Annotated in this window: 17 protein-coding genes; 16 read left to right on the forward strand and 1 reads right to left on the reverse strand. The window is 59.4% G+C overall.

Annotated features, from left to right (window positions below):
• The first annotated feature begins 63 nt into the window (after positions 1-63).
• The 9 genes from Pan189_RS07820 (at position 64) to Pan189_RS07860 (ending at position 13,364) form a co-directional block, all read left to right on the forward strand.
• Positions 64-1,089 (forward strand): glutamine synthetase beta-grasp domain-containing protein, encoded by a 1,026-nt coding sequence (locus Pan189_RS07820; protein ID WP_145363377.1) that lies wholly within the window; start codon positions 64-66, stop codon positions 1,087-1,089.
• Between the two features lie 252 nt (positions 1,090-1,341).
• A complete protein-coding gene (locus Pan189_RS07825) occupies positions 1,342-1,830 on the forward strand; it encodes a VOC family protein (protein WP_145363378.1) in 489 nt (162 codons plus the stop codon).
• A 77-nt stretch (positions 1,831-1,907) separates the two neighbouring features.
• Complete coding sequence (locus Pan189_RS07830; RefSeq protein ID WP_145363379.1) at positions 1,908-3,404, forward strand: hypothetical protein; 1,497 nt, start codon at positions 1,908-1,910, stop codon at positions 3,402-3,404.
• 56 nt (positions 3,405-3,460) lie between these two features.
• Positions 3,461-5,665, forward strand: a complete 2,205-nt coding sequence (locus Pan189_RS07835) for an FdhF/YdeP family oxidoreductase (protein ID WP_145363380.1) — start codon at positions 3,461-3,463, stop codon at positions 5,663-5,665.
• Between the two features lie 178 nt (positions 5,666-5,843).
• The gene (locus Pan189_RS07840) at positions 5,844-8,228 is read left to right on the forward strand and encodes a bifunctional SulP family inorganic anion transporter/carbonic anhydrase (RefSeq protein ID WP_145363381.1); all 2,385 of its coding nucleotides are present in this window, start codon (positions 5,844-5,846) and stop codon (positions 8,226-8,228) included.
• Positions 8,228-9,421: a glycosyltransferase family 4 protein gene (locus Pan189_RS07845; protein ID WP_145363382.1), complete on the forward strand. Its 1,194-nt coding sequence runs from the start codon at positions 8,228-8,230 to the stop codon at positions 9,419-9,421. The genes Pan189_RS07840 and Pan189_RS07845 overlap by 1 nt, the downstream gene beginning before the upstream one ends.
• 56 nt (positions 9,422-9,477) lie before the next feature.
• A complete protein-coding gene (locus tag Pan189_RS07850; protein WP_145363383.1) occupies positions 9,478-10,698 on the forward strand; it encodes a citrate/2-methylcitrate synthase in 1,221 nt (406 codons plus the stop codon).
• 97 nt (positions 10,699-10,795) lie between these two features.
• On the forward strand, positions 10,796-11,356 hold the full coding sequence (gene frr / locus Pan189_RS07855) for a ribosome recycling factor (RefSeq protein ID WP_145363384.1): 561 nt from the start codon (positions 10,796-10,798) through the stop codon (positions 11,354-11,356).
• A 367-nt stretch (positions 11,357-11,723) separates the two neighbouring features.
• Positions 11,724-13,364: a sensor histidine kinase gene (locus Pan189_RS07860; protein WP_145363385.1), complete on the forward strand. Its 1,641-nt coding sequence runs from the start codon at positions 11,724-11,726 to the stop codon at positions 13,362-13,364.
• 89 nt (positions 13,365-13,453) lie between these two features.
• Here Pan189_RS07860 and Pan189_RS07865 read toward each other — a convergent pair whose 3' ends face one another.
• A complete protein-coding gene (locus Pan189_RS07865) occupies positions 13,454-14,815 on the reverse strand; it encodes a glycosyltransferase family 87 protein (protein WP_145363386.1) in 1,362 nt (453 codons plus the stop codon).
• A 249-nt stretch (positions 14,816-15,064) separates the two neighbouring features.
• On the opposite strand from Pan189_RS07865, the gene Pan189_RS07870 reads away from it, so the two are divergent.
• The 7 genes from Pan189_RS07870 (at position 15,065) to Pan189_RS07900 (ending at position 24,867) form a co-directional block, all read left to right on the forward strand.
• Positions 15,065-17,806, forward strand: coding sequence for a M16 family metallopeptidase (locus Pan189_RS07870; protein ID WP_145363387.1), 2,742 nt, complete (start codon positions 15,065-15,067; stop codon positions 17,804-17,806).
• A gap of 154 nt (positions 17,807-17,960) precedes the next feature.
• A complete protein-coding gene (locus tag Pan189_RS07875; protein WP_145363388.1) occupies positions 17,961-19,715 on the forward strand; it encodes a divalent metal cation transporter in 1,755 nt (584 codons plus the stop codon).
• Positions 19,716-20,425: 710 nt separating this feature from the next.
• Entirely contained in the window at positions 20,426-20,599 is a 174-nt protein-coding gene (locus Pan189_RS21660; protein WP_145363389.1) for a Flp family type IVb pilin, read from the forward strand.
• Entirely contained in the window at positions 20,599-20,853 is a 255-nt protein-coding gene (locus Pan189_RS07885; protein ID WP_145363390.1) for a hypothetical protein, read from the forward strand. The genes Pan189_RS21660 and Pan189_RS07885 overlap by 1 nt, the downstream gene beginning before the upstream one ends.
• 113 nt (positions 20,854-20,966) lie before the next feature.
• On the forward strand, positions 20,967-21,521 hold the full coding sequence (locus tag Pan189_RS07890; RefSeq protein ID WP_145363391.1) for an A24 family peptidase: 555 nt from the start codon (positions 20,967-20,969) through the stop codon (positions 21,519-21,521).
• Positions 21,522-21,661: 140 nt separating this feature from the next.
• A complete protein-coding gene (gene cpaB / locus Pan189_RS07895; RefSeq protein ID WP_145363392.1) occupies positions 21,662-22,858 on the forward strand; it encodes a Flp pilus assembly protein CpaB in 1,197 nt (398 codons plus the stop codon).
• A gap of 215 nt (positions 22,859-23,073) precedes the next feature.
• Entirely contained in the window at positions 23,074-24,867 is a 1,794-nt protein-coding gene (locus tag Pan189_RS07900) for a type II and III secretion system protein family protein (protein ID WP_145363393.1), read from the forward strand.
• Positions 24,868-24,914: the final 47 nt, after the last annotated feature.

Genomic DNA, 24,914 nt, shown 5'->3' on the forward strand with positions numbered 1-24,914 from the left:
GTGCGGGCACGACCCGCGGTTCTAAGCCCCGCGTTCGATTTTCGGAAAGTGAGACGACGGTAGATGAGCAGCAAGACGAAACTTGAGTACATCTGGCTCGACGGTTATCAGCCGACCCAGAGCCTCCGTGGCAAGACGAAGATCGTGACCGACTTCGGCGGAACGCTCGAAGACTGCGATATGTGGTCCTTCGATGGTTCTTCAACTCAGCAAGCCGAGGGTGGCAGTTCTGACTGTCTGCTCCATCCGGTCTGCCTGCGTCCCGATCCGGGCCGTGTGAACGCTTGGATTGTAATGTGCGAGGTTCTCAACGCCGACGGGACACCGCATCCGTCGAACGGTCGAGCCTTGATTCACGATGATGACAATGACTTCTGGTTCGGTTTCGAGCAGGAGTACTTCCTGTTCGACGTCGACACCAACAAGCCGCTCGGATTTCCTGAAAAAGGCTACCCGGCGCCGCAGGGACCGTATTATTGCTCGGTCGGTGCGACGAACGCCTACGGTCGCGATATCGTCGAAGAGCACCTCGACATTTGCCTGGAAGCAGGCCTGAACGTCGAAGGCATCAATGGCGAAGTGGCTGCCGGTCAGTGGGAATTCCAGTGCTTCTCCAAAGGGGCTGCGGAAGCCGGCGACGAAATGTGGATTGCCCGTTATCTTCTCGAGCGAATCGGCGAGAAGTACGGCGTCGCCATTAACTGGCACTGTAAGCCGATCAAGGGCGACTGGAACGGCTCCGGCATGCACGCCAACTTCTCGAACACGGTTCTGCGTGAAGCCGGGAAGAAAGAAGCCTACGACCACATCTGCAAGGCATTCGAACCGCGGATCAAAGAACACGTCGATGTGTACGGCGCCGACAACGATCAGCGTCTGACCGGTCTGCACGAAACGCAGTCGATCGACAAGTTCAGCTACGGCGTCTCGGACCGTGGTGCGTCGATCCGCATTCCCGTCTTCACCGTCAAGCACGGTTGGAAAGGTTGGCTCGAAGACCGCCGCCCGGCATCGAACGGCGACCCGTACAAGATCGCCGCCGTGATTATTGAGACGGTCAAGAAGGCCTGCGAATCGCTGCCTGCTTGATTGTCTGCATGACAGAAGATCGATCTCTTCGCAAAAACGTCGGTCCCGTTCGGGCCGGCGTTTTTTGCTGCGCTCAACCGAGTTCGGGGCCTCCAATAACGGCAGCGAAATTCAGCCGTGACATGTTTTCCATTTTCAATAGGAGTCATCCGTGAGGCGCGTTACGCTTGAGTTCGTCGGTTGGACGTTACCGTCCTTTCGTCTCGAAGATTCACACAACCGGCTGAACGCTTGAGCGGAGAAGAGGAATCCATGAGTGTCGATCCGAAGGTCACTCCGTGTTTGTGGTTCGACAACGAAGGTGAGGAGGTGGCGGAGTTTTACACGTCCGTCTTCCCCAATTCTTCAATCGATTACGTCAACCGTTCAACCATCGAATGGCCCGGGGGTAAAGTCGGCGATGCACTCCTGATTGAATTTTCGCTGGCCGGTCAGCCCTATCAAGCCCTCAACGGCGGTCCACAGGAACCGTTTAATGACCGGATCTCACTTTCGGTTTCCTGTAAAGATCAAGAAGAAGTCGATTACTTTTGGGATGCCCTGACTTCTGACGGCGGCGAACCGGTGATGTGCGGCTGGCTGAAAGACAAATTCGGTGTCCGCTGGCAGATCGTACCGGAACCGTTGGAACGCATGTTGAGAGATCAAGATTCGGAAAAGGTCCGGCGAGCGATGGAAGCGATGCTGCAGATGGTGAAACTTGATTTAGCAGAATTGGAGCAAGCGTTTGAAGGCACTTAAGGTTCACGAATTCGCGGTAACGTCGAGTCGCCTGTACTTGGGTTATTTCACGAAATCTTAGTTTTTAAGCAACCTCTATGTCGCAGATGATAAATTTTGTGATCTTTCTAGTCTGCGCCACGGTCTCGGCGGCGGCCGATGATACCACTTCAGAGCAAACCAGCGAGTCGACTTCCCTCAGAGAAGAAATCCGACAGGCCGGAGAAGGATCGGCTGAGGAGCGGATGCGAGCGTTCGGTCGCATTCGACTTCGTTGGACAGGGACCGTCTTGGCGCGGGGCGGATTCTCAGATTTGCCGGTCCCACGCGAGGTCGTGAAGCAGCCGGAGAAGATGACCGATGACCAACTGGAATTAATAGCAAAAGCGTTAATCGAAGGCCTGCAGGACGACAGCAAGGATCTCCGCAATGCCGCGGCGTTGTGCCTGAGCCGAGCACCGCGAAGGACTGAGGGCATTGATCGGGGGATAGATATTGGACTTCGGTCGGAGCATCACGAAGTGTACTGGAATGTTTGCCAAGTACGCCCGGAGCTTCTGCCCGACCCGAAGCCTTACGTGGCGATGCTGATTGGCCGATTAACGGATGAGAGTATTGATGAATCAGTCAAACTGGGCTTATGGGTGGAATTCGACACGTTGCTGACCGGCTGGCGAGAACGGTTCAAGCCGCATGTAGAAACGGTCATCCGTAGTCTCGATGACATTCCTGAAAAATGCCGGCCGCTCGTTCTTAGTAGTCTGAATAAAGCCGGCTTTAATCCAGAGGCGGCCGAACAACTTTATAAGAAGGCTCGCGGATTTGAGCCGGAACTTAAGACATCGGCATTCTTGTCTTTGTTCAGTCATCCCGATTTCGCGACCGATCTGCTCTCGTCCTCACCTGAGATTCAAGGTCTCGTCAGCGAACGTGCCAACGCATGGTACGTGATTTTCCTTGAAACGGATTCAAGATACAACGCCGTTAAGAATGAGTTATTGAAGCTGCCCAACTTCCCGCCACTGGCGGCCGCATTCATCGGGGCTGAGAAATACCGCCCACAAATCGAGGCGAAACTCGAAACGGCGAACTCTTATCGCAAGCACTTCCTGAATGCGTGCCTGCGAGCGTGCGGCGGCGAAATCGATCGTCACATCACAATTAATTCTGAGTCCGACGGTAGGTTTAAACCTGATTCCGCGTGGCCCGGCTCTGACAAGCGGCGGCAGCCCGAACGGATGGGGGCACACGGCGATGGGGTGACTTACATCCTGATTACCGGGGAAGTGCGCGGGTCGGGTAAAAGACACCCGAAGTCAGTTCGATTCGTTCGTCGTAATGACTCGATGCTGATGGGTCAGGCCATCGAAGCGGACATACCGCGCAAGTACGATCCGCAAACGGGGCGTTTTCTGCTGCAGACTCATATCTTCGCGGCGTACTCGTTCCGACCGGGACCGGAGCCGGGGCCGTATCAGACGGGGAGTGCATTGATTCGCGTCGAAGCGCCCGGCTACAAACCCTTGGACGTGCGGTTCTTCGATGAGATGCCACACGTCGTGATCGAATTGGAACGGCAGCCCGATTCAGAATAACTGGCGAATCGACTGTAGTTCCGCCCAGCCCAAGTCGCCGTACTGAAATTATTGATATGAAACGCGTCCGAACCGGTGGCGGGTGGCCCGCCGTCTTATATTCGCTCTCGAAGGCCCGGCAGGTCGGGGGGCCGTGGAAGCTGTGGAAGGCGCTGCGAAGCCGGAATGCCTGTAAGACCTGCGCGGTCGGGATGGGCGGGCAGAAGGGGGGCATGGTCAATGAGCGTGGGACCTTTCCCGAGGTCTGCAAGAAGGGCATGCAGGCCATGGTCGCCGACATGCAGCCGGGAATCGAGACATCGTTCTGGGCGGAACGCTCGATCCCGCAACTGCGGGCGATGTCGCCGCGCGATTTGGAGCATAGCGGTCGGCTGACGCAACCGGTCCGCGTTCGCAAAGGCGAATCGCACTACACGCCCATCTCTTGGGATGAGGCGTACGAGTCGATCGTGCGAAAGCTGAAGTCGCTCCCCGCCGACGAGACGTTCTGGTACTTCAGCGGGCGAAGTTCGAACGAGGCGGGCTTCCTGCTGCAACTGTTCGCGCGGATGTACGGCACAAACAACGTCAACAATTGCAGCTTCTATTGCCATCAGGCGAGCGGCGTCGGATTGACCAACACCTTCGGCTCCGGCACGGCGACCTTGGTGCTGGATGACGTCGAGCATGCCGACCTCGTGTTCGTGATCGGCGGGAATCCGGCGAGTAATCACCCGCGGCTGATGAGCACGCTCAAACACGTTCGGCGGCGCGGCGGCGAAGTGATTGTGATCAATCCGGTCGTTGAGACCGGCCTCACGAACTTCAGCGTGCCGAGCGATCCGTGGTCGCTGCTGTTCGGGACGAAGATCGCCACGCTCTATGTGCAGCCGCATATCGGCGGAGACCTCGCGCTGCTCACGGCGATCGGCAAACGGGTCGTTGAACGCGGCGCCCACTTCGAGGACTTCCTCACAAACTACACCGACGGTTGGCCCGAGCTGAAGCAGCGGCTCGCCGAGGCGGATATCAACGAACTGTCGCAATTGGCCGGTGTGTCGATCGAGCAGATTGACGAGATCACCGACCGCTATTGCAAGGCGAAGAACGCCGTTTTCAGTTGGACGATGGGCATCACGCATCAAGCGCACGGGGTCGAAAACGTCGAGGCGATCGGCAATCTCGCCCTACTCCGCGGCATGGTCGGGCGAACGCACGCCGGGCTGCTGCCGATCCGCGGGCACTCCAACGTGCAGGGCATCGGCTCGGTGGGAGTCACGCCGAAATTGAAGGACGCGATCTTCGAACGGCTGCAGTCGAACTACAATGTCGACCTGCCGACCTCGCCGGGGCTCGATACTCTCGCCTGCATGGAGGCGGCTCACGACCACAAGTTGAAGCTGGGTTTTTGCCTCGGCGGAAATCTGTATGGTTCCAATCCCGACTCGCCGTACGCAGCGGAGGCGCTTTCGCGACTGGAGTCGATCGTCTACCTCAGCACGACGCTCAACACAGGACACGCCCACGGCTTGGCCGATGAGACGATCATCCTGCCGGTACTCGCGCGGGACGAAGAGCCGCAGCCCACGACGCAAGAGTCGATGTTCAATTACGTCCGTCTCAGCGACGGTGGCCCGGCCCGACATGAGGGGCCCAGGAGCGAAGTCGAGGTAATCTCACATATCGCCCGGCGAGTACTCGACTCATCCGGCCCGGTCGATTGGGCGGCGATGGAGAACACGAGCCGCATCCGAGAGATGATCGCGAAAGTGGTTCCGGGTTTCGACAAGATTGAGCAGATCGATCGTTCGAAAGAAGAGTTCCAGATCGCCGGGCGGACGTTTCACGAACCGCAGTTCCCGACGGCATCCGGCAGAGCTCAACTGCATGTGCACGAGATCCCTGACACTCGGCCGGCGGAGGGAAGGCTCACCATGATGACCGTCCGCAGCGAGGGGCAATTCAATACGGTCGTCTACGAAAACACCGACCTCTACCGCGGCATCGATCGGCGGGACGTCGTGCTGATTCATCCGGACGACTTCGAACCGCTGGGGCTGACGCCGAATGAGCGGGTGAAGGTGAAGAGTTCGAACGGCGAGCTCTTCCCGATCGAGGCCCGGCCGTTTGACAGCATCCGCCCGGGGGCATGTCTGATGTATTACCCGGAAGCGAACGTGCTGGTGCCCCGGCGGAGTGACCCTCGTTCGAAGACGCCGGCCTTCAAGGCGATTGAAGTGACGTTGGAGCCGATCTCAGCGGGAGCGGCAGTTGTTGGTTAGGCGGGCTGTCTTGAGGACGTCGTGATTTGCTCGTTTCGTCCCTTGCTGCGGTGCGGACTTGTTTGTCGGCGGGATCGACCTGTGGACGAATTTCTCGTGGCGCGTGGCGATCTGTGGCTCTCTCTGACACGATGGCGGATCGTCAACACGATGAGACCGCTACTGCAGAGGGGCACCTATGGAGTCGAACTGGGCGAAGAATATCGGTCGCGATCTCGCCGCGAGTGTCGTGGTCTTCCTGGTAGCGCTGCCATTGTGTCTGGGTATCGCATTGGCCTCTCGCGCGCCGGGGATGGAAGAGGGCCTCAACGTCCCTTTGTTTTCCGGCCTACTCGCGGGCATCGTGGGCGGCATTGTCGTCGGTTCGCTCAGCGGCTCGCACACCAGCGTCTCCGGCCCGGCGGCCGGCTTGACGGCGGTTGTGGCGATGCAGATCGAGGCGCTCGGGTCCTATCAGGCGTTCGTGGCCGCGGTCGCTGTGGCGGGATTCATTCAGATATTACTCGGCGTACTTCGGGCGGGTTTCATCTCCGCATTTTTCCCGTCGAGCGTAATTAAGGGGCTGCTTGCGGCGATCGGGGTCATCCTGATCTTGAAGCAAATCCCGCACGTGCTAGGGCGCGACTCTGATCCCGAGGGCGACATGTCGTTTTCGCAGCCCGATCACCACAATACTTTTACGGAATTGTGGGCCGTCGTGACGGATGTGACAAGCGGGCACGTGGTCTTGGGGGCGGCAATCATCGGTGTCGCTTCGCTCGTATTCCTCGTGCTGAGCGATCGATTCGCCTTCTTTAAAAAAGTACCCGTCCTCGCGCCCGTGACGGTAGTCGCTTTCGGATTTATTATGCGGTGGCTGTTTAACACATCCGGCGGCCCGCTACTGGCAGTTCAAGGCGAGCACCTCGTCAATGTTCCCGTCGCTCAGGGGCTTCAAAACTTCGACCAATTCATCGTGTGGCCGGATTGGTCCCACTATTTAAACCCGCAGTTTTATATTGCCGCCGTGACCGTCGCGATTGTCGCGTCCTTGGAGACGCTGCTTAACTTGGAAGCGGTCGACAAACTCGACCCGAAACAGCGGAACTCGCCGCCCGACCGGGAACTGTTTGCGCAAGGCTGCGGGAACGTTGTCTCCGGCATGTTCGGCGGTCTCCCGATCACGTCGGTCATTGTCCGCAGTTCAGTCAATGTGCGGTCCGGCGCCGTGACCAAGCTTTCGGCGATCGCACACGGATTTATTCTGGTCGGGTTCTGCTTTTTCGGGCCGCAGGTACTCAATTCCATTCCGCTATCGTGTCTGGCCGCGATTCTTCTCCACACCGGTTTTAAGCTCGCCAATCCGGAGCTATTTAAGCAGATGTGGCGGGAGGGTTGGAATCAGTTCCTCCCGTTCATCATTACTGTGACCGCGATCGTGCTGACCGACCTGCTGATCGGGATCATTATTGGTCTCGTCTTTGCGATCGGTTTCATCTTGAAGAGCAATCTCCGCCGACCGCTGCACCTGATTCGAGAGAATCATGTCAGCGGCGAAGTGCTGCGAATCGAACTCGCCAATCAGGTCAGCTTTCTCAATCGGGCGGCGTTGTTGCGGGTGCTCGAGAACGTGCCGGCAGGCAGCCGGGTGCTGCTCGACGCTCGTTCGACTGACTACATTGACCCGGACGTTCTCGACTTAATAAGTGACTTTAAGAAGGAGACGGCCCCGGCGAAGAACATCTCGGTCAGCCGGATCGGCTTTAAGGATCGCTATGTTGACGGGGACGAGATTGAGTTCATTGATTTCTCGACGCGGGAGCTGCAGGAGAATATGCGGCCTGAGCACGTGTTGCAGGTGCTCAAGGACGGCAACGAGCGATTCCGCACCGGCCACAGTTTGACAAGAAACTACACGAAGGCGATTCATGAAACTGCTGAGGGGCAATTTCCGCTCGCTTGCGTCGTGAGCTGCATCGATTCGCGGAATCCGACCGAAATCATTTTTGACCTCGGCGTCGGCGACGTCTTCACCGTGCGGATCGCCGGCAATGTCGTCAAAGAGAAGGTGATGGCGAGCATTGAATACGCCTGCGCCGTCGCGGGGGCGAAGCTCGTCGTGATTCTCGGGCACACCCGTTGCGGCGCCGTCACGGCGGCCGTCAACCTCGCCGAGCAGAACGCAGACCCCGCCGAGGCAACCGGCTGCGAGCACCTCGCGGCGGTCGTCAACGAAATTCAGAAGTCGATCGAACCGGCGCGACAATTAAATGAAACCCGTCAGGCGCTAAAGCAAACCCGTTGGGCACCGAAATCGTCATCTGTCGAACCGGAGGATGACTTCCCTGATATCGTCGCCCGGGCGAATGTCGATCGCATGATGCATGTCTTACTGGAGCAAAGTCACACGATGGCCAAGCTGTGCGACGAAGGCAAAATCGGCGTGGTCGGCGGAATGTACGATGTCCGAACCGGGGGTGTTGAGTTCTTCGAGAGCGCCCCCAGCAGCCTGCTCGAGCAATCTCCTCCCGAAGTGCAGCCGCCGGAGCGGGAGCAAACCGTGGTGCAGTCGAACGGGCAGTGATGCGGACAGCGCATGTGATTACGCGGATGATCATCGGCGGGGCACAGGAGAATACCTTGCTGACCGTCGAGGGGCAGCACCGCGATTATGGCGACGAGGTCGCCCTCGTGACCGGGCCGACTATCGGGCCGGAAGGAAGCCTGATCGACAGGGCTCGACGCGGCGGCTTTCCCGTCATTGAAGTGCCGAATCTGATCCGCGCCGTCTCGCCGATTGACGAGTGGAAGGCCCTTCGGCAATTGACCGAGGCGCTGTGCGAATACGCGCCACAGATCGTGCATACTCACAGCGGCAAGGCGGGAGTTTTAGGACGCGCGGCCGCGGCGAAGCTCGGCATCCCGGTCGTGCATACGGTACATGGTCCTTCGTTTTTCCGAGGGCAATCGGCGCTGCCTTACATGACATATCGTGCGGCCGAACTTTGGGCGGCTCGGCGAACGGATCGGTTCATCACCGTCTGCGATGCGATGGCCGATCAGTACGCCGACGCCGGTGTCGCGCCGCGGGAGAAGTTCGTCACCATTTACAGCGGGATGGACGTCGAACCGTTCTTGCAGCCGCCGCGGTCGCCGCGCGAAGTCCGCTCAAAATTCGGCTTCACGTCGACCGACATCGTCGTGGGCAAGATCGCGCGGTTGTTTCACAAAAAAGGACACGAGTTCGTTTTGCGCTGCGCCGCGGATGTCGTCCGCCAGAACTCCCGAGTGAAGTTTCTATTCGTCGGCGACGGAATTTTGAGAGAGTCATTGGAGCAACAAATTGCCGACGCGGGCCTGACCGATCATTTTCGCTTCACGGGTTTAGTGCCGCCCGACCGGGTTCCCGAGTTGATTCACGCGATGGACATCGTGGTGCATACGTCGCTGCGGGAAGGCCTCGCCCGCGTGCTGCCGCAGGGTTTGATCGCCGGTAAGCCCGTGGTCAGTTATGACATCGATGGGGCGCGGGAAGTTTGCATCACGGGTGAGACCGGTTGTCTGCTTCCGCCGGAGTCGATTTCCGAGTTGACTGCCGCTCTGACCGAGCTTGCCGGGGATGCTCGGCTTAGGGAAAAACTGGGCTCGGCCGGTCGTGAACGATTCACCGAACAGTTTCGTCACCAGACGATGACCCGGCGAATTCGAGAGGTCTATGCGGATGTGATGTCCCAGCGGAACGCGGGTAGGCTTTCGAGTGGTCGGACCGCCTCGTAAACTAGCGAGCCGTCTTGTTATCAGAGGGGTTCGGCTAAGGAAGGCCGGGTGGACTCATGAAAAACGAACGATCGAAACGTCCCGAGTATCTGAAAGCCGGACTGGAACGGCTCGTGGACCGTATGTCGGTCACGCCCGACGTCTTTGATCCTGGGCTTGAAAGCATCATCTCTGCCGAGACCCGGATCTCTGAAGTCGAAGAGCTGTATCTGTACCACGGGTATCCGATTGCCGATTTGGCCCGTGAGTCTTCGTTTCTGGAGACCGCCTACCTGTTGATCGCGGGGGAGCTGCCGAGCCTCGACTTCCTGGCTGACTTTCAGACGTGGCTGTTCGGTGACGTTGCCGCTGGACCGATCGTCGATGCCCTGCTGCACTCGGCGAATTCGAGCACGCGTTCGGATTCGTTTCTCGGCAACCTCATTGCGTCAGCGGGTGCGGTCCTCGAATTCGACAGTCAGGTCGCCGACGATGCGTTCATGGGAGAGTTCGCCCGTCTGATGGCGCTGAGCACGCTTGGCCTCTCGACGATTTACACGCCCCAGGCATCGGTCGACTTCAGCGAATCTGGCAGCGATGCCGTCGGTGATGGCCTCGACAGTGATTTCAGTTTTGCGGGCAATTTGTTGCTGCGTTTGACTTCCAAGCGACCGACCGACGAGCAGGAGCGGGCATTTGATGCTGCGCTGAGCGTGCTCGCCGATCAGGGAATCGATGCCTCGACGTTCGCCGCCCGCGCGGTCATCAGCGGCGGTGGAGATTTTTGCGGGGCGTTGGCGGCGGCCGCCGCGACCTGCAGCGGATCGGTTCATGCGGGACCGCGATTTGATATCGTCGCGCCGTTGTTTGAGCTCAGCTCGGTCGACGAGGTCAGCACTTTCCTCGACGGTCGCGCTTCAGATTTTCGACCGATCGACGGTTTCGACAGCCGCTCGATGTCGACCGACGATTCGCGGCTCGAACTGCTCCGCGAAATGTGCGACGTGATGGCTTCGGAAACCGGGCGACGCGACTTCGAGCGGATCGCCCGCTGTTTCGAAGAAGCGGTTCGTGGTCAGTTCGGACTTCAGCCGACGATCTATTGGCACCTGTCGCGGTTGTTCGAGTATTTGGGCATTCCGCAAAACGCCTATCGCGCTGTGACGATCGTCGCCCGATTGCCCGGTTGGGCGGCCCACGCATGCGAGCAACGCACGCACAATCAACTGATCCGTCCGCGCGGTCGCTATGTCGGACCGGAGCGGCGAAAACTGCCCGACTTCAGCACACGCGGCTGAACTCAATGATCGGTCGCCGCGTCGGGGTGAGAGTAATGGGACGGAATCGGGGCTCGAGCACAACAGAAATTCATAACGAACTGGAAAAGGAGACTTGATGGACGCCGACGAAATTTTGCTCGACGCCGAAGAACGGATGAGCAAGGCCGCGGACCTTTATCACGATCAACTTCAGGGAATGCGGACGGGACGGGCCACGCCTGCCTTGGTTGAGAGCGTCCGGGTCGAAATGTACGGCTCCATGATGCCGCTCAAGCAGTGCGCCACGATCAGCGTTCCCGAGCCGCAGCAGATCGTCGTGCGTCCTTACGACGCAACACAGATCGGCGCGATCTCCAAAGCGATCCAGGCCAGCGATGTCGGCCTCGCCCCCAACTCCGACGGCCGGCTGATCCGCCTGAACGTGCCGCCGCTGTCGACCGAACGCCGCAAGCAAATCGTCTCCCGTGTGAAAGAACTGGCCGAAGAGGCGCGAGTGTCGATTCGCAACATTCGGCGCGATGCCAATAAGCACGCCGATACCGCTGAGAAGGAAAAGACGTTCGGCGAAGACGATCGCGATTCCGTGAAAGACCAAGTCCAGGAATTCACCAAGAAGTACGAAGGCAAAGTCAACGACCTCGCTTCTCACAAAGAGACCGAAGTCATGAACGAGTAGCGTTTAGGGAAGCAGTCATGCACTGACGAGTCCGAGAGGACGCGTTCCGGGGGCGGCGAAAGCGCCGTCCCCGCCCGCCCCACGTTAAAATCTAATTTCGAGTGGCACGGACAACGTCCGTGCGGCTCAGCCGCCAGAGCAATCAGCTACCGACTCCATACGACATTCGATGCCAATTTTTCGGGGAAATCTTCGCCCAAGTACTCTTGTCGCTGCGCGACCCGGACGTTGTCCGGGCCACTCCCGAATGATATTTGCCGACTCCATTGGTTGCTGCACTTCACAGAATTAAGCGGGGCGATAGCCTCAAGCACACTGCGATGTGCTGATAACATCTCGTTCCACAGAATGAATTTTTGATCGGCTCATGTCATACCGTACCGTCAAGCGGTTGCTCGGTGAGACGAGCCTCGAACGGAAGTGCCGTTTCCTGTTCGGGACGGGGCTGCTCCTATTGATTGCGGGCAGCTTTTCGTTCTACGCCTGGTTGAATGTGCGGGTCGTGTATGAGCAGAACCGCAACGTCGCGCGGGCGCTCATCAAACCGATTTTGTGGCACAAGCACCGTGGTGACCCCGACCCGGAATTCAGCTTTACCGGTTCTTCCACCGACGCCCCGGTCATCGACAGTTGGCAGGTCTACAATGCCGCGGCGAACGCGCCTGCGGCCGATCGACCCGGCGACCCGATCAGTTCCCGCGCGTTGCTTTCGCTTCGAGCCGGCGCTGATGAGTTCGTCTCCACTTCGGACGAACAGTATCGCTACTTCGCCCCGTTGATTGCCGGAGACGATTGCTTTCGCAGTTGCCACATCGGCGAGTCGACTTACGAGAACTATCACGCCGCAACGCCGCGGGGCGGGCTGATCGGGATGGTCAAGATTTCGCTGCCGCTCGCCGAAACCAAGCGGGCTCTCGTGCAGAACAACGCTTTTCTTGTCACGACGGCAATCGTGACCGCTTTTCTGGCGATGCTCTCGGCTTACGCGATCGTGCGGTACGTGATTGTGAAACCGGTGCTGCACCTAAAAGACGTTGCCGATGAGATCGCCCGAGGCACGATCGACCTGCGGGCCGATATTCGGACGGGCGATGAGTTCGAAGAACTCTCTCACGCGTTCAACCGCATGCTCCGGCACCTGATCACGATGCAGGACGAGTTGCGAGATTTGAACGTCGACCTCGACGGAAAGGTCGACGAACTCGCGCGGGTCAACCTGCGACTGTACGAGACGAATCGTCTCAAAGATGAATTCCTCGCGACGATGAGCCACGAACTGCGGACGCCGCTCAACAGCATCTTGGGCTTCAGTGACGTGCTCTCCGGTGCAGAGAATCTGAACGATAAGCAGAAGCGATTCGTCGGCAACATTCGCAAGTCGGGCGGCGATTTGATGGTGCTGATCAACGACATCCTCGACCTCGCCAAAATCGAAAGCGGAAAACTGACCGTCGAAGAGACAGAATTCTCGCTCAGCGAGGTCGTTGAAACGCAGGTCGACCAGCTCTTGCCGCTTGCCGACCGCAAGAACATTCAAGTTAAGATCGACGTCTCCCCGGACATCCCCGCACTGTGGCAGGACGCGGGCAAGCTCCAACAAATCTTGAACAACCTGCTTTCGAACGCGATCAAATTCACGCCGGAAGGAGGGCAGGTTCGCGTCTACGGACGACTTGCCGATCGTGAGAAGCACTTCGATCTGATCGTCGAAGACACCGGCATCGGCATTCCGCTCGAAGATCAAAGCGTGATCTTTGAGAAGTTTCGACAGGGACGCTCCGGTCCGGGTCAGTCGGACGCCATGACCCGTGAACACGGCGGCACGGGGCTGGGGCTTTCCATTGTGCGCGAGCTTTCGAAATTGCTCGGCGGAGATATTTCTCTCGAAAGCGAATTCGGCAAAGGCAGCACATTTACGATCCGGCTGCCGATTCGGATGCCCGATCGGTCGAACATGCCGAGTCGCCCCAACGCCAATCGCGGCGTCGCCGTCGGCCCCGTCTCCTAACGCACACGAGCCCGCAGCGCGGGGCAAGGGACGACACCACCGACACCACCGACACCGCCGATCATCACCGACTCTAGCTTCGATGAAATTCAAGCAGCCGCAGCCGGTGGCGAAATAATGGCTTCGTCTCGATTCGGCGATGAGCTGTCGCTCTCAAAACGTGCAAAGATTTGCTCGCTTCGTTTCCGGTCAGACAGCAAGAGCACACCCGTCGAAACCATGCAGGCGATCGTGACAATAGTCGCACTGCCGGCCGCCTGCGCCCAACTGGAGTACGTCTCGCCGACGAGGTCCTGCGAGGCGAGCGGGCCACCAAGCATGACCGCCGACATGCCGGCGAGGGCGACCCACGTTCGACGGATGAAAAAATAATGGACAGTGAAGAACGCGATCGGCAGGCAGAGCGCACAAAAGTGCTGGGTGCTGCTCATCGGCGATAGCAGCAGCATTCCACACAGCACGACTCCGGCGGCACCCATCCAATAGAACGACCGCAGCGGTCCCGCGTCGAGCAGCGGACTGCGTCGACAGGTCAGCACGATGAAACCGAAGACGGCGACTTCGATCAGCAAGACGATCAGTTTCGCCGTTCGGCCGCCGAGGTCTGCGATTGCGACGTTCTTCAATTCGCCTCCCGTCTCGACCGGCGTCATCAGGCGATACATTGTTCCCGGAATACTTTGATTGAGTGCATTCCAAGCCGTCCAGGCTCCGTCCCCCTCGGCGGCTTCACCGACACTCGTCTTTGAGACGAATCGGGAGTACCACGACTGAGCCCAGGTCGCATCGTCGGGCGATGCCACGAACAGGTCGGGCAGCAGCGTTAATACGAGCACGGCGGTGCCGAATGTCATGGAGGCCACAACGCGGCGCTGCATCACAAGGACCGGGAGCAGCAGCATCGGCGTCGCCTTCAGGGCCGCTGCCATGCCTCCGAGCAGTCCGCCCCATTTGTCGTTCGATCGGGACATCGCAAGCGCCGCGCCTCCGACGGCGACCACAACCATCAAATCGTGAGCCTGATATTTGATCGGCGAGATGATGTATTTGAGGCAGAGGATCGTGACCACGGTCGCCGCGATCAGGTACCGTCGGTCTCTCAACGGGGGGCCGTCGGCAGCGATCACCGGCCAGACCATGACCGTCGCCAACGCAATCAACCCTGCTGCCAGCGAGAAATTCTCCAACCAATTGAGCGCACGCCAGCCGTACTCAGGGAAGACCGCGAGGGGCACCGTCGTGAGGATCATCGCCGGCGGATACGTGTAAGCCGGAGGTTCATTAGGCAGGTAGAACTGCTCCCCCGCGAGATAGCGATCGGTCGCCTTCATGTAGATGGGGATCATTCCACCCGATGCGAACAGCGGAAGAACCGCCGACGCCACGATCGCGCAGAGAATGATACCCACGCCGATTGCGCGGACCTGCCAATTTTGAAGCGGGGCAAACATCGCACGGCCTCCTGCCGTAAGAGTAGTCAGCGTCGGTATCGGGCCGAGATTCGGCCGATTCGGACGCAGCCGGGTTATAGGTCGTTCGGACGTTTCGCCGCAATCGGCAATCGGTTGCAGAAGAACCGCGGACTCTTTGAGCCTCTGCTGGTTTGTCCGGCGCCGGCTCGCCGATACGATAGTCCCGCAAACACACTGAACAAATTCGGCGGTCCGCCGAATCTCGCATCCGCACGGAAGGAGACCTCGATGCACGGCAGGCCGTTGCTCATCGCATTCGCATCACTGATCGCCGCGCTGCTCCCCTCAATCAGCTTCGCCAAGGACGGTTCCGAAGTGACTCAGATTCGCTCCATCGAAGGCATCACCGAATACCGTCTCGAAAACGGAATGCAGGTGCTGCTGTTTCCGGATGAATCGAAGCCGACCGTCACCGTCAATCTCACGATGTTCGTCGGCTCGCGGCACGAAGGTTACGGCGAATCGGGCATGGCGCACCTGTTGGAGCACATGCTCTTCAAAGGCACGCCCGATCACCCGCAGGTTCCCAAAGTGCTGCAGGAACGCGGGGCCAGCTTCAACGGCACCACGTGGGTCGACCGCACCAACTACTACGAGACACTTCCGGCCAGTGAGCAGAATCTCGAATTCGCGCTGCGGCTCGAAGCCGACCGTATGGTCAACAGCTTCGTCCGCGCCGAAGACCTTGCCTCCGAGATGACGGTCGTTCGCAATGAGTTCGAACGGGGCGAAAACAGCCCGCAGCGGATTCTCGCCCAACGCGTCGTCTCGGCTGCCTACGAATGGCACAACTACGGCAAGTCGACAATCGGTAACCGGGCCGACATCGAACGGGTGCCGATCGAAAATTTGCAGGCCTTCTACAAAAAATATTACCGTCCCGATAACGCGATGCTCGTGATCGCGGGCAACTTCGATCCCGACTTCGCGATCGAGAAGATCAAAGAGTACTTCGCCCCCCTCGACAATCCCGACACTCCGCTGCCGCAGACCTACACGGAGGAGCCAGCACAGGACGGGGAGCGAACCGTTTTGCTGCGGCGCACCGGAGAGGTCGCTCTCGCCGCAGTCGCCTATCACATTCCGGCCGGCGGCAATCCGTCGTATCCGGCGATCGACGTTCTCGAAAGCATTCTTACGGCCGCTCCGAGTGGTCGGCTCTATAAAAAACTCGTCGAACCCGGACGAGCGGCTGACCTCTCCGGCGTGGCCTTCGCGTGGCACGATCCGGGCGTGATGCGGATCATGGCGGAGATCGCTGACGCGCAAGATGCCAGAGATGTGCTGCAGACAATGCTCGACGTGTTGGAGATCGATCTCGTCGAGAATCCGGTCACCGAAGCGGAAGTCGACCGGGCGAAGGCGCGGCTACTCAAGCAACGCGAACTGACCGCCAACAACAGCACGCGGATCGCCGTCGAACTGAGTGAATGGGCGGCGATGGGCGACTGGCGGCTTTATTTTCTGTACCGCGACCGCCTTGAGAAGGTCACGCCCGCCGATGTGACCAAGGTCGCCCAGAAGTACCTCATCCCCAGCAATCGCACGGCCGGGCTGTTCCTTCCGACCGACGAGCCGGTTCGAACGCAGATCCCGCATGTGGAGGACCTGGCCGAATCGATCGGCGAGTACAAAGGCCGTGAGGTCGTCAAAGCGGGTGAGAAGTTCGACGTCTCACCGGCCAATATCGAAAGCCGGACCGAGCGGGTCGAACTGGCGGGCGGAGCGAAGGCCGTTCTGCTCCAGAAGCAGAATCGCGGCGAGACCGTTGTGTTCCGGCTGCACCTCAATTACGGCAACGAGCAGTCCCTGCAGAACAAAGCCATGCCGGCGGAGTTGTTGCCCCTCCTGATGACCCGCGGGGCCGACGGGATGACCCGGCAGGAAATTCAGGATGAACTCGACCGCTTGCAGGCTCAGTTGTCGGCCAGCGGTACGGCGGGCGGCGCGACCTTCACCCTGCAGGCGAAGAAGGATACGTTGCCGGATGCGCTAAAGCTCTTGGGAAGAGTTTTGAAGTCGGCCACGCTTCCGGATGAAGAGATCAGCGTTGCGAAGCAGGCTCAGATCTCGTCGTTCCAATCTCAACTGAACGATCCGCAATCTCTGGCGACGACAAAAGTTAGCCGGAATTTGAGTTCGTGGCCGAAGGGCGATCCGCGCTACATGCCGACGCTCGAAGAGCAGATCGAAATGTACGAAGACGTTTCGCGCGATGGACTGGTTGGTCTCTACGAATCGCAACTCGGCGGGGCCGATGCGGAGGTCGCCGTTGTGGGAACCTTTGATCGCGATGCGACAGTCGAAGCTGTCGAGGAGATGCTGTCGGGTTGGAAGTCGGACGTCCCGTATCATCGGCTCACCGACCATGTGCCTGAAAATATCGCCGGCGGCTACGATGTGATTCCGACCCCCGATAAGAAGAACGCCGTCTATTTTTCCGCCACGGCGTTTCCAATGACCGACACCGATCCCGATTACCCCGCGATCGTCTTAGGGAATTACATTCTCGGAGGAGGCTCACTTTCATCCCGGCTGGCTGATCGCGTGCGGCAGAAAGAAGGACTTTCCTACGGTGTCGGCTCCGGCTTCAGCGCTCGGGCCGAAGACCCCCGCGCGGTGTTCTACATGTACGCGATCACCAATCCGGAAAACGTACCCAAGTTGCGATCCGTCATTGATGAAGAGTTGGCGGCATTGCTCGAGAAAGGTGTGACGGAAGACGAGGTCGAACGGGCCCAATCGGGTTATCTCGAACGCCAATCGGTGTCGCGGGCAAACGACGGCAATCTGGCTCGCATCTTGGGCAATACCCTCGAATATGAGCGAACGATGGACTACTACACGAAGCTCGAAGAATCGCTGCGGGGCTTGACGCCGCAACAGGTCCAAGCAGCGCTGAAAAAGCATCTCGATCCCTCCAAGTTGATGCTCGTGGTCGCCGGCGATCTCGAAGACAACGACGAATAAGAGCAACGCGTTCGAATCTCACTCCAAGCCCACGGGCACCGCCCCGTGGGTCTTCTTTGCGCTGCAGGAATTCGCGCCGCTTGATGCTCGCTGGACGGACCGGTAGGTTGGCGGAGTTGATTTCAGACGTGCGCCCGCCTTAATCAGATCCACCATGTCCGACAGCACCGCTTCCGGCAATCCCGACTCAGACACGCCCGACTTGCCGCAAATGTCGGCTTCGGTGGCCGACGGTCCGGAGGCGCCGGCAGACGACCTCGCGCTGGAGCGAAATTATCTCGCCGAGTTGGAAGGCAAATCGTGGCCGGTGAAGTTGGGCGGCTACATCAAGCTCTCCGGCCCCGGCTGGCTGCAAAGCGCCCTGACCCTCGGCGGCGGCTCGCTGGCGACGGGCATGTATCTGGGAGTTCTTGGCGGCTACGGCATGCTGTGGCTGCAACCGCTCGCGATGATCCTCGGGATCATCATGCTCAGCGCAATCGGATACGTGACGCTCACGACCGGTCAGCGGCCGTTCGGCCTCATCAACCGGCACGTCAATCCGGTGCTGGGGTGGAGCTGGTTGATCGCCTCGCTGATGGCGAACATGGTCTGGGCGCTCCCGCAATACGCACTGGCCAATGGCGTGATGAAGCAGAACCTGCTGCCGTCGCTGCTCGGAAATGAGAGCACGCTTGGCAGTACAGAAGTAATGGGCCTCAATGCGGCGACCGTGGTGATCGTCGCTTTTATTCTGCTGATCGTTGTGGCGATCACGTGGAGTTACGGGAGCGGCCACTGGGGCGTGCGTGTCTACGAGTGGATGCTCAAAATCACAGTCGGGCTGATCGTGGCCTGTTTTATCGGCGTCGTGGTAAGGATCAGCCTCGTCGGCGACGGGCTGCCGTGGGGCGAAATCTTCGCCGGATTTGTCCCGAACTTGGGGACCATGTTCCGACCTGCCGCCGGATTCGGCCCGATTCTTGAGGGGCTGCGGAATGTCGATGCGGAGGCCGCAACCTATTGGGCCGCCCAAATCGAACAGCAGCAGCGTGATGTGCTGATGGGTGCTTTTGCGACCGCCGTCGGCATCAATATGACCTTCCTGCTGCCCTACTCGATGCTCGGTCGCGGCTGGCGGAAAGAACACCGCGGCCTCGCGATCTTCGACTTGAGTACGGGGATGTTCATCCCGTTTCTGCTCGCGACGAGTTGCGTCGTGATCGCTTCGGCCAGTCAGTTCCACCTCAAAGCCGATACCGGGGCTTCGGCCTCGCCGGAAGTCGTCAACGGATTAATTGAAGGGCGGATCAAAGCCACGGGTGGCGAGATCGCCGACGCATCCACCGAAGAGCGAAAGCTCGCCTCGATGCTCGTGAAGCGCGATGTGGGCGGGCTGTCTGAGGCATTGACCCCGCTGCTGGGACGAGGCACGGCCGACATCGTATTCGGGTTCGGCGTGCTCGCGATGGCGCTTTCGACGATCACCTTGCTGATGCTGGTCTCCGGCTTCGTGATTTGCGAACTAATGAACGTACCAGCGTCGGGATGGCCCATGCGAATCGGCTCACTCGCGGCCTGCACTGGAGTGCTGGGGCCATTCATCTGGGGCGAGGCCCAAGCGTGGCTGGCCGTTCCGACATCCGTCTTCGGGCTGGTTCTTCTGCCGATCGCGTACGTGACGTTCCTCGCCCTGATGAACAGCAAAGCCGTGCTCGGCGATCAGCGTCCGACGGGCGGAAAGCGCGTGTTGGTCAACACGTTGATGCTCCTGTCGACCGTCGCGGCTTTGTTCGGCAGTGGCTGGGCCGTCGTCGGAAAGCTCGGACTGCCCGCATCGATTGGTCTTTTGGTCGTGGTCGTGATCTTGCTGATCGCCGGCGAGGTCTTTCGCCGGACACGTTCATTGACCACCGACGGCGACGCCTGAGCGAGCCCGCAGCGCAAGCGGTGAATGCTCAAACAAGCCCGCAGCGCAAGCAAGGGACTCCATCACCGAACTCCCAACACTCACAAACTCTGCGCAAAAGCCCGCACAGCCGCCACCTCGACCTCGAGTCGATCCGCGAACGATTCTCATCCACGACGAAAAATATTCGTCCGATCGAACGAATTGACCGGCGAAACATGCCCGTCTAATTGCTCCATTCTGTCTCGCGATTGGGCCAATCTTCTCCTCGCCCGCGATTGCCGCTGGACAACGTGAAAACGCTGTTCGCCATGACGAGCCGGTCGCCTGAGTTCTCGGCTGCGACTCCGGATTTTCTTCCCGATGCGATGCCGCATCACGCTGCAAATTGCTTCGCGGCATGGGCTTACGACATGCTCGTCGTTGCTTTAATGCAACAATCCATAATCCCTAAATTTCTTGGATTACCCCGTTTGACTGCCCCGAGCCCTGACCTACGTTTGAGCGGCACATGAGGTGCGCTGGGTGGTCGGTCTCGAACTGATCCCTTGCGTGCTTCAGCCACGGTCGCTGCGGCGGCCGGTTTGAACGACGGAATTTCGGATTCCGAGAGGAATCCGTTCTGGTGCCGGGTTTCGGAGGTGATGGTCGAATGGTTCGGCCGGGCCGCCGCGACTCATCCGTTTCGGTCTCGGCTGATCGCCGAGCTAACGTCTCTAGAGAGGGTTGCAATGAAGGATTTTGGTCTCAGCGTCAAGAAGTTTCTGGTTTCCGAAGACGGCCCGACGGCCGTTGAGTACGCCGTCATGCTGGCGCTCATCGTGATCGTTTGCCTGACCGCCATTCAGGCGATCGGTACGAACGCGAACGCCAAGTTCGAAGAAGTCGGCAACGCCATCAGCTAATGCCGGCTGATCCGGCCCGACTTTCGGTCGACCGACGGATGCGTCGCCCGGCCGCGGAGAAACCCTCCGCGGTCGGCGGCTACTCCGCCGCTCATGTCTCCCCCCGTCGTCCCGGTTCATTGCCTCACAACAGATCGTTAAGACTCATGTTTCCGTTTTGGCTCGACATTTCCGTGATCACGCCGGCTGAAGTCGCGCTGCTGCTCGGCTCGCTCGTCGTCACGGTTCAACTGCTGTTCGTCCGCCACGCCTGAGCGTGCCCGGTCGAATCGGCCCTTCAATCAACGCATACAACTCAATAGGTCGACCTCGCGTCGACCGATCCGGTCGCTCCCAGCCGCTAAACTCCTCCCGAAAGTCCCGAATCATGGATTGGACAGAACTTCTCCTCGATAACTGGCACGTCAAAGTCGTCGCGTTGCTGCTCATTTGGGCGGCTTGGATCGATGGCAAAGAACTGCGCGTGCCGAACTGGCTGACCTATCCGATGGCCTTGGCCGGGCTGATCTTTCAGACCTGGATCGGCGGCTTCGAAGGCCTTGGCTTCGGCATGTTGGGACTGGCCTGCGGACTCCTCACACTGCTCCCGCTCTACGCGGTCGGCGGAATGGGAGCCGGCGACGTCAAACTCATGGCCGGCATGGGTGCTTGGTTGGGGTGGGAGATCACCCTTTACGCCTTCGCCGTCTCGGTCGTCGTTGGTGCCCTCATGGCCGTTGCGATGGTCCTGTATCGCGGCGTGTTTATGAAGCACTACGCCAACTTTCTGATGCTTTGGTACGAGTGGTGGGCCGTTCGCGATCCGCGAAAGCTCTCCTCGATCGCCGCTGAGCGCAAGTCGTCCATGATGCTGCTGCCTTACGGCATTCCGATCTGCATCGGGAGCATCGGCTACTTCTGCTACGCAGGACTGATCTATTAGTCGAATCTCAAGAGTTGAGCGCTGAGGACTGTAGGGCGGGCTGTGCCCGCCGAAGCTCGACAACCGCGTGCGACATCACGAACTCCATCTTATCCACGACGCCTCAATAGCCTCCCCGGCTTTGTCCCGGAGAAAAACCGATGAAAAACAAATCACTGATTCTGTTCCTGGTCGCAGCCGGTTTCGGGCTGGTAGCCATGTTGGGCGTCATGCAGGTCATGGAAGCCAAGTCGGAAAAGGAACCGGTGGTCCGGGTGTTGGTCGCCACGACCGACATCATTCCGGGCGGCAAGCTCGATGAAACCAACTCGGCGTTCAAGGAAGTGCCGCGGAGTATGGCACCACGCGGTGCGGTGACCGATCGCAAGCAGACTGAAGGCAAAGCCCTCGTCTCTCGCGCGGTTCAAGAAGAGATTATCGCTGAAGCGAAATTGAGTGAATCGGCGCGTCCGCCTTCAGACACCATTCCCGTCGGAATGCGGGTCGCGACGGTGAAGGTCGACTCGACCAAGAGTCACAGCGGCCTGCTGCGACCGACCGACCGGGTGGACATTCTTTGCACCTACAAGTTGCGAGATCCCGGCGGCCAGCAAATCACGTCGACGAAAACGGTTCTCGAATTTATCGAAGTCTTCGCCACCGACAGCCTCCGCACTACGGGTGAATCAGACGGCGAGACCACCGCGAAGAACATCTCGCTGATCGTCACACCGGAGCAGGCGGCCCTGCTGAAACTCGCCGAAAATCGAGGCGAACTGCACCTGACGCTTCGTAGTAAAGAAGACACCGATGTCGCCGACACGCCGGAGGTGACTATGGCGACGTTCATGAATACGTCCACGGTAGCGGGCGTCCGAGACAAAAAAGGCGAGAAAAAGGCGGAAGAGCCGGTCAAGACTGAAAGCCTCGGCGACTTCGTTGCTCAGAAGCAGGAAGAGGTGAAGGTTGAAGCGGCTCCGAACGAGCCCGATATCCCGACCTGGACGATCATGATTCACCGCGGCAAGGATGACGCCGAATATACCGACGTGATCGATGAAGAAGCGCTCGCCGAACTTGATCTCGATCGGGCCAAAATGCAAAAAATGCGTGCCGAGGTCGGACGCGGACAACCGGCCACTCCTGCCGTCGCCCCCGAAGATACGGATGCCGACGCGGATGCCAATCCGTGGGCGATCCCGAGTGACGGCCCGAAAGATCGGCAGTCTGGGCCGCCGAGTGGGCCTGCGGTATCTGGCGAAAGCGAGCCGGACGGAATCGAGGAAATTTTTAACGAAGAAGATGTGGAGCGAACCAAGGAAATCGGCGACGAACTCGATGTTCTTCAAAATTTCTAATCGAGCAGCGTCACAAGTCGATTCTCGCCTTCAGTCAAGCGAACCGACAGACCGAAGAATAGGAACAACCGGACGGACCGGCACGACCGGCCCGTCCGTTGTGCCGTACCCGGATGGTACGGCAGTGACGGATCACTGCGGGCAAAGTACTTCGAAGCGTTGCGATACCGTCTGATCGGCGGCCGACGTGACGAACCCAACCGACAGGTGCACGGATGCAATTGCCGAACTCTTTCGGACGCTCAATGGCCTTTGCGGTCGTATTTGCGCTCGCCTCAGCAGCTTTCGCCCAAGAGACTGGTACTCCGAACGCGAACGAGCCGGTGGTTCGACTTGCGTCCCGAGAGTCGAAAATTCAGGTCATCGAGCAATTCTCGAAGATCGTGAAGCTCGACGATCGCATCTCGCGGGTCGACGGTTTCGACTCCGACGTCGTCGACATCAAAGCGTTGGATGCCCGATCGATCCGCCTGCATGCGATCAATCCCGGCGTCACGACGCTGACCATGACCGACGAGAACAGCGACATCTACACGGTCGAAGTGCTCGTGACCGGTGACGTGCGCTACCTGCAGGTCCAATTGAATCAACTCTTTCCCGGTGCCTCGGTTGAAGCACGGGAAGTCAACGACAGCGTCCTGTTACGCGGTTGGGTGACCCATCCCGAGCAGATCACGCAGATGGTGGAAATCGCCGAGCGTTTCTATCCGTCGGTTCTCAATCACATGCGAGTGGGTGCGCCGCAGCAGGTGATGATGAAGGTCAAGATCATGGAGGTGCAGCGGTCCCTGCTGCGTGCCTTCGGCATCAACTGGCTTTACTCCGACGGAAACGGCCTCGCCTCGGGAACGACCGGAAGTATCACGCCGATCACTCAGATCGCTGACCCAGATACGGGGGCCATCTCCCCACTGGTTGCCGCCGAGACGCTTTCGACACCCAACGCGATCTTCTCTGTCGCGCAAAGCACCTTCGCATTCACGACGTTCATTGAAGCTTTGAAGCAGGAATCGCTGCTGAAGATTCTGGCGGAACCGAATCTCGTGGCGACGAACGGTCGTCCGGCTTACCTGCTGCAGGGTGGTGAATTCCCGATTCTCGTTCCTAACGGTCTGGGTACCGTGGGTGTCGAGTTCCGCGAATTCGGTGTGCGGCTCGAAGCGGTGCCGATCGTGCTCGGGCACAATCAGGTCAGCATCCAACTGCAGGCCGAAGTCAGTGACCGCGATTTCAACAACGCCGTCGACCTCAACGGAATCACCGTCCCCGCTTTGACGACCCGCCGGGCCAATACCGAAGTCAAAATGGGCTTCGGCGAGACCCTCGTGATTGCCGGCTTAATCAACAACGGTCACACGGCCACGACTTCGAAGATTCCGATCCTCGGCGACCTGCCCTATATCGGAGCGGTCTTCAGCCGTAAGCGATACACCGAGGGTGAGACCGAACTGATCATCATGGTGACGCCGGAACTGGTCGCACCGATGCAGCCGGGACAGGTTCCGACGGGCGGTCCGGGAATGCAGACCGACACGCCGACCGACAAAGAACTCTTCTTCTACGGACAACTCGAAGTGCCCACCTACGGCGGACCTTGTGGCGATCGCTGCCGCGACCCTGCCGGTGTTGCGACCGAGCCGGGAATGGCCAGCCCCACGATGCCGCAGGGATTGATCCCGCCGGGTAACTATCAGGGCAGCACCGGCTATCAGGGCGGTTCCAGCCACCACGTCGTGGTTCCGCCGGGAGCCAGCCAGATGCGGTCGCCCCGCCCCGCTCCGTCGCCTGCTCCGACCCAACGGGTCGCACCGCAACCGCCGAAGCTCGATCCGATTCCCGAACTCAACAACATCCCGCCGAGTCCGAGTGCTTCGCGTGAATACCGAGAAGTGACTGAGAATCCCTGGAAGGATGAACCGGCGTTGCAACCGGCCTCATTCGATGCACCGGAGACGCCTTCATCGGCATCCCCGCGTCAGCGACCGGGTTTAATCACGCCCGGTTCGTGAACCGGGTGACGGGATGAAAGACATCGCTGCCTCGGCGACGGCGAACG

The sequence above is a fragment of the Stratiformator vulcanicus genome (assembly GCF_007744515.1).
Taxonomy (GTDB): domain Bacteria; phylum Planctomycetota; class Planctomycetia; order Planctomycetales; family Planctomycetaceae; genus Stratiformator; species Stratiformator vulcanicus.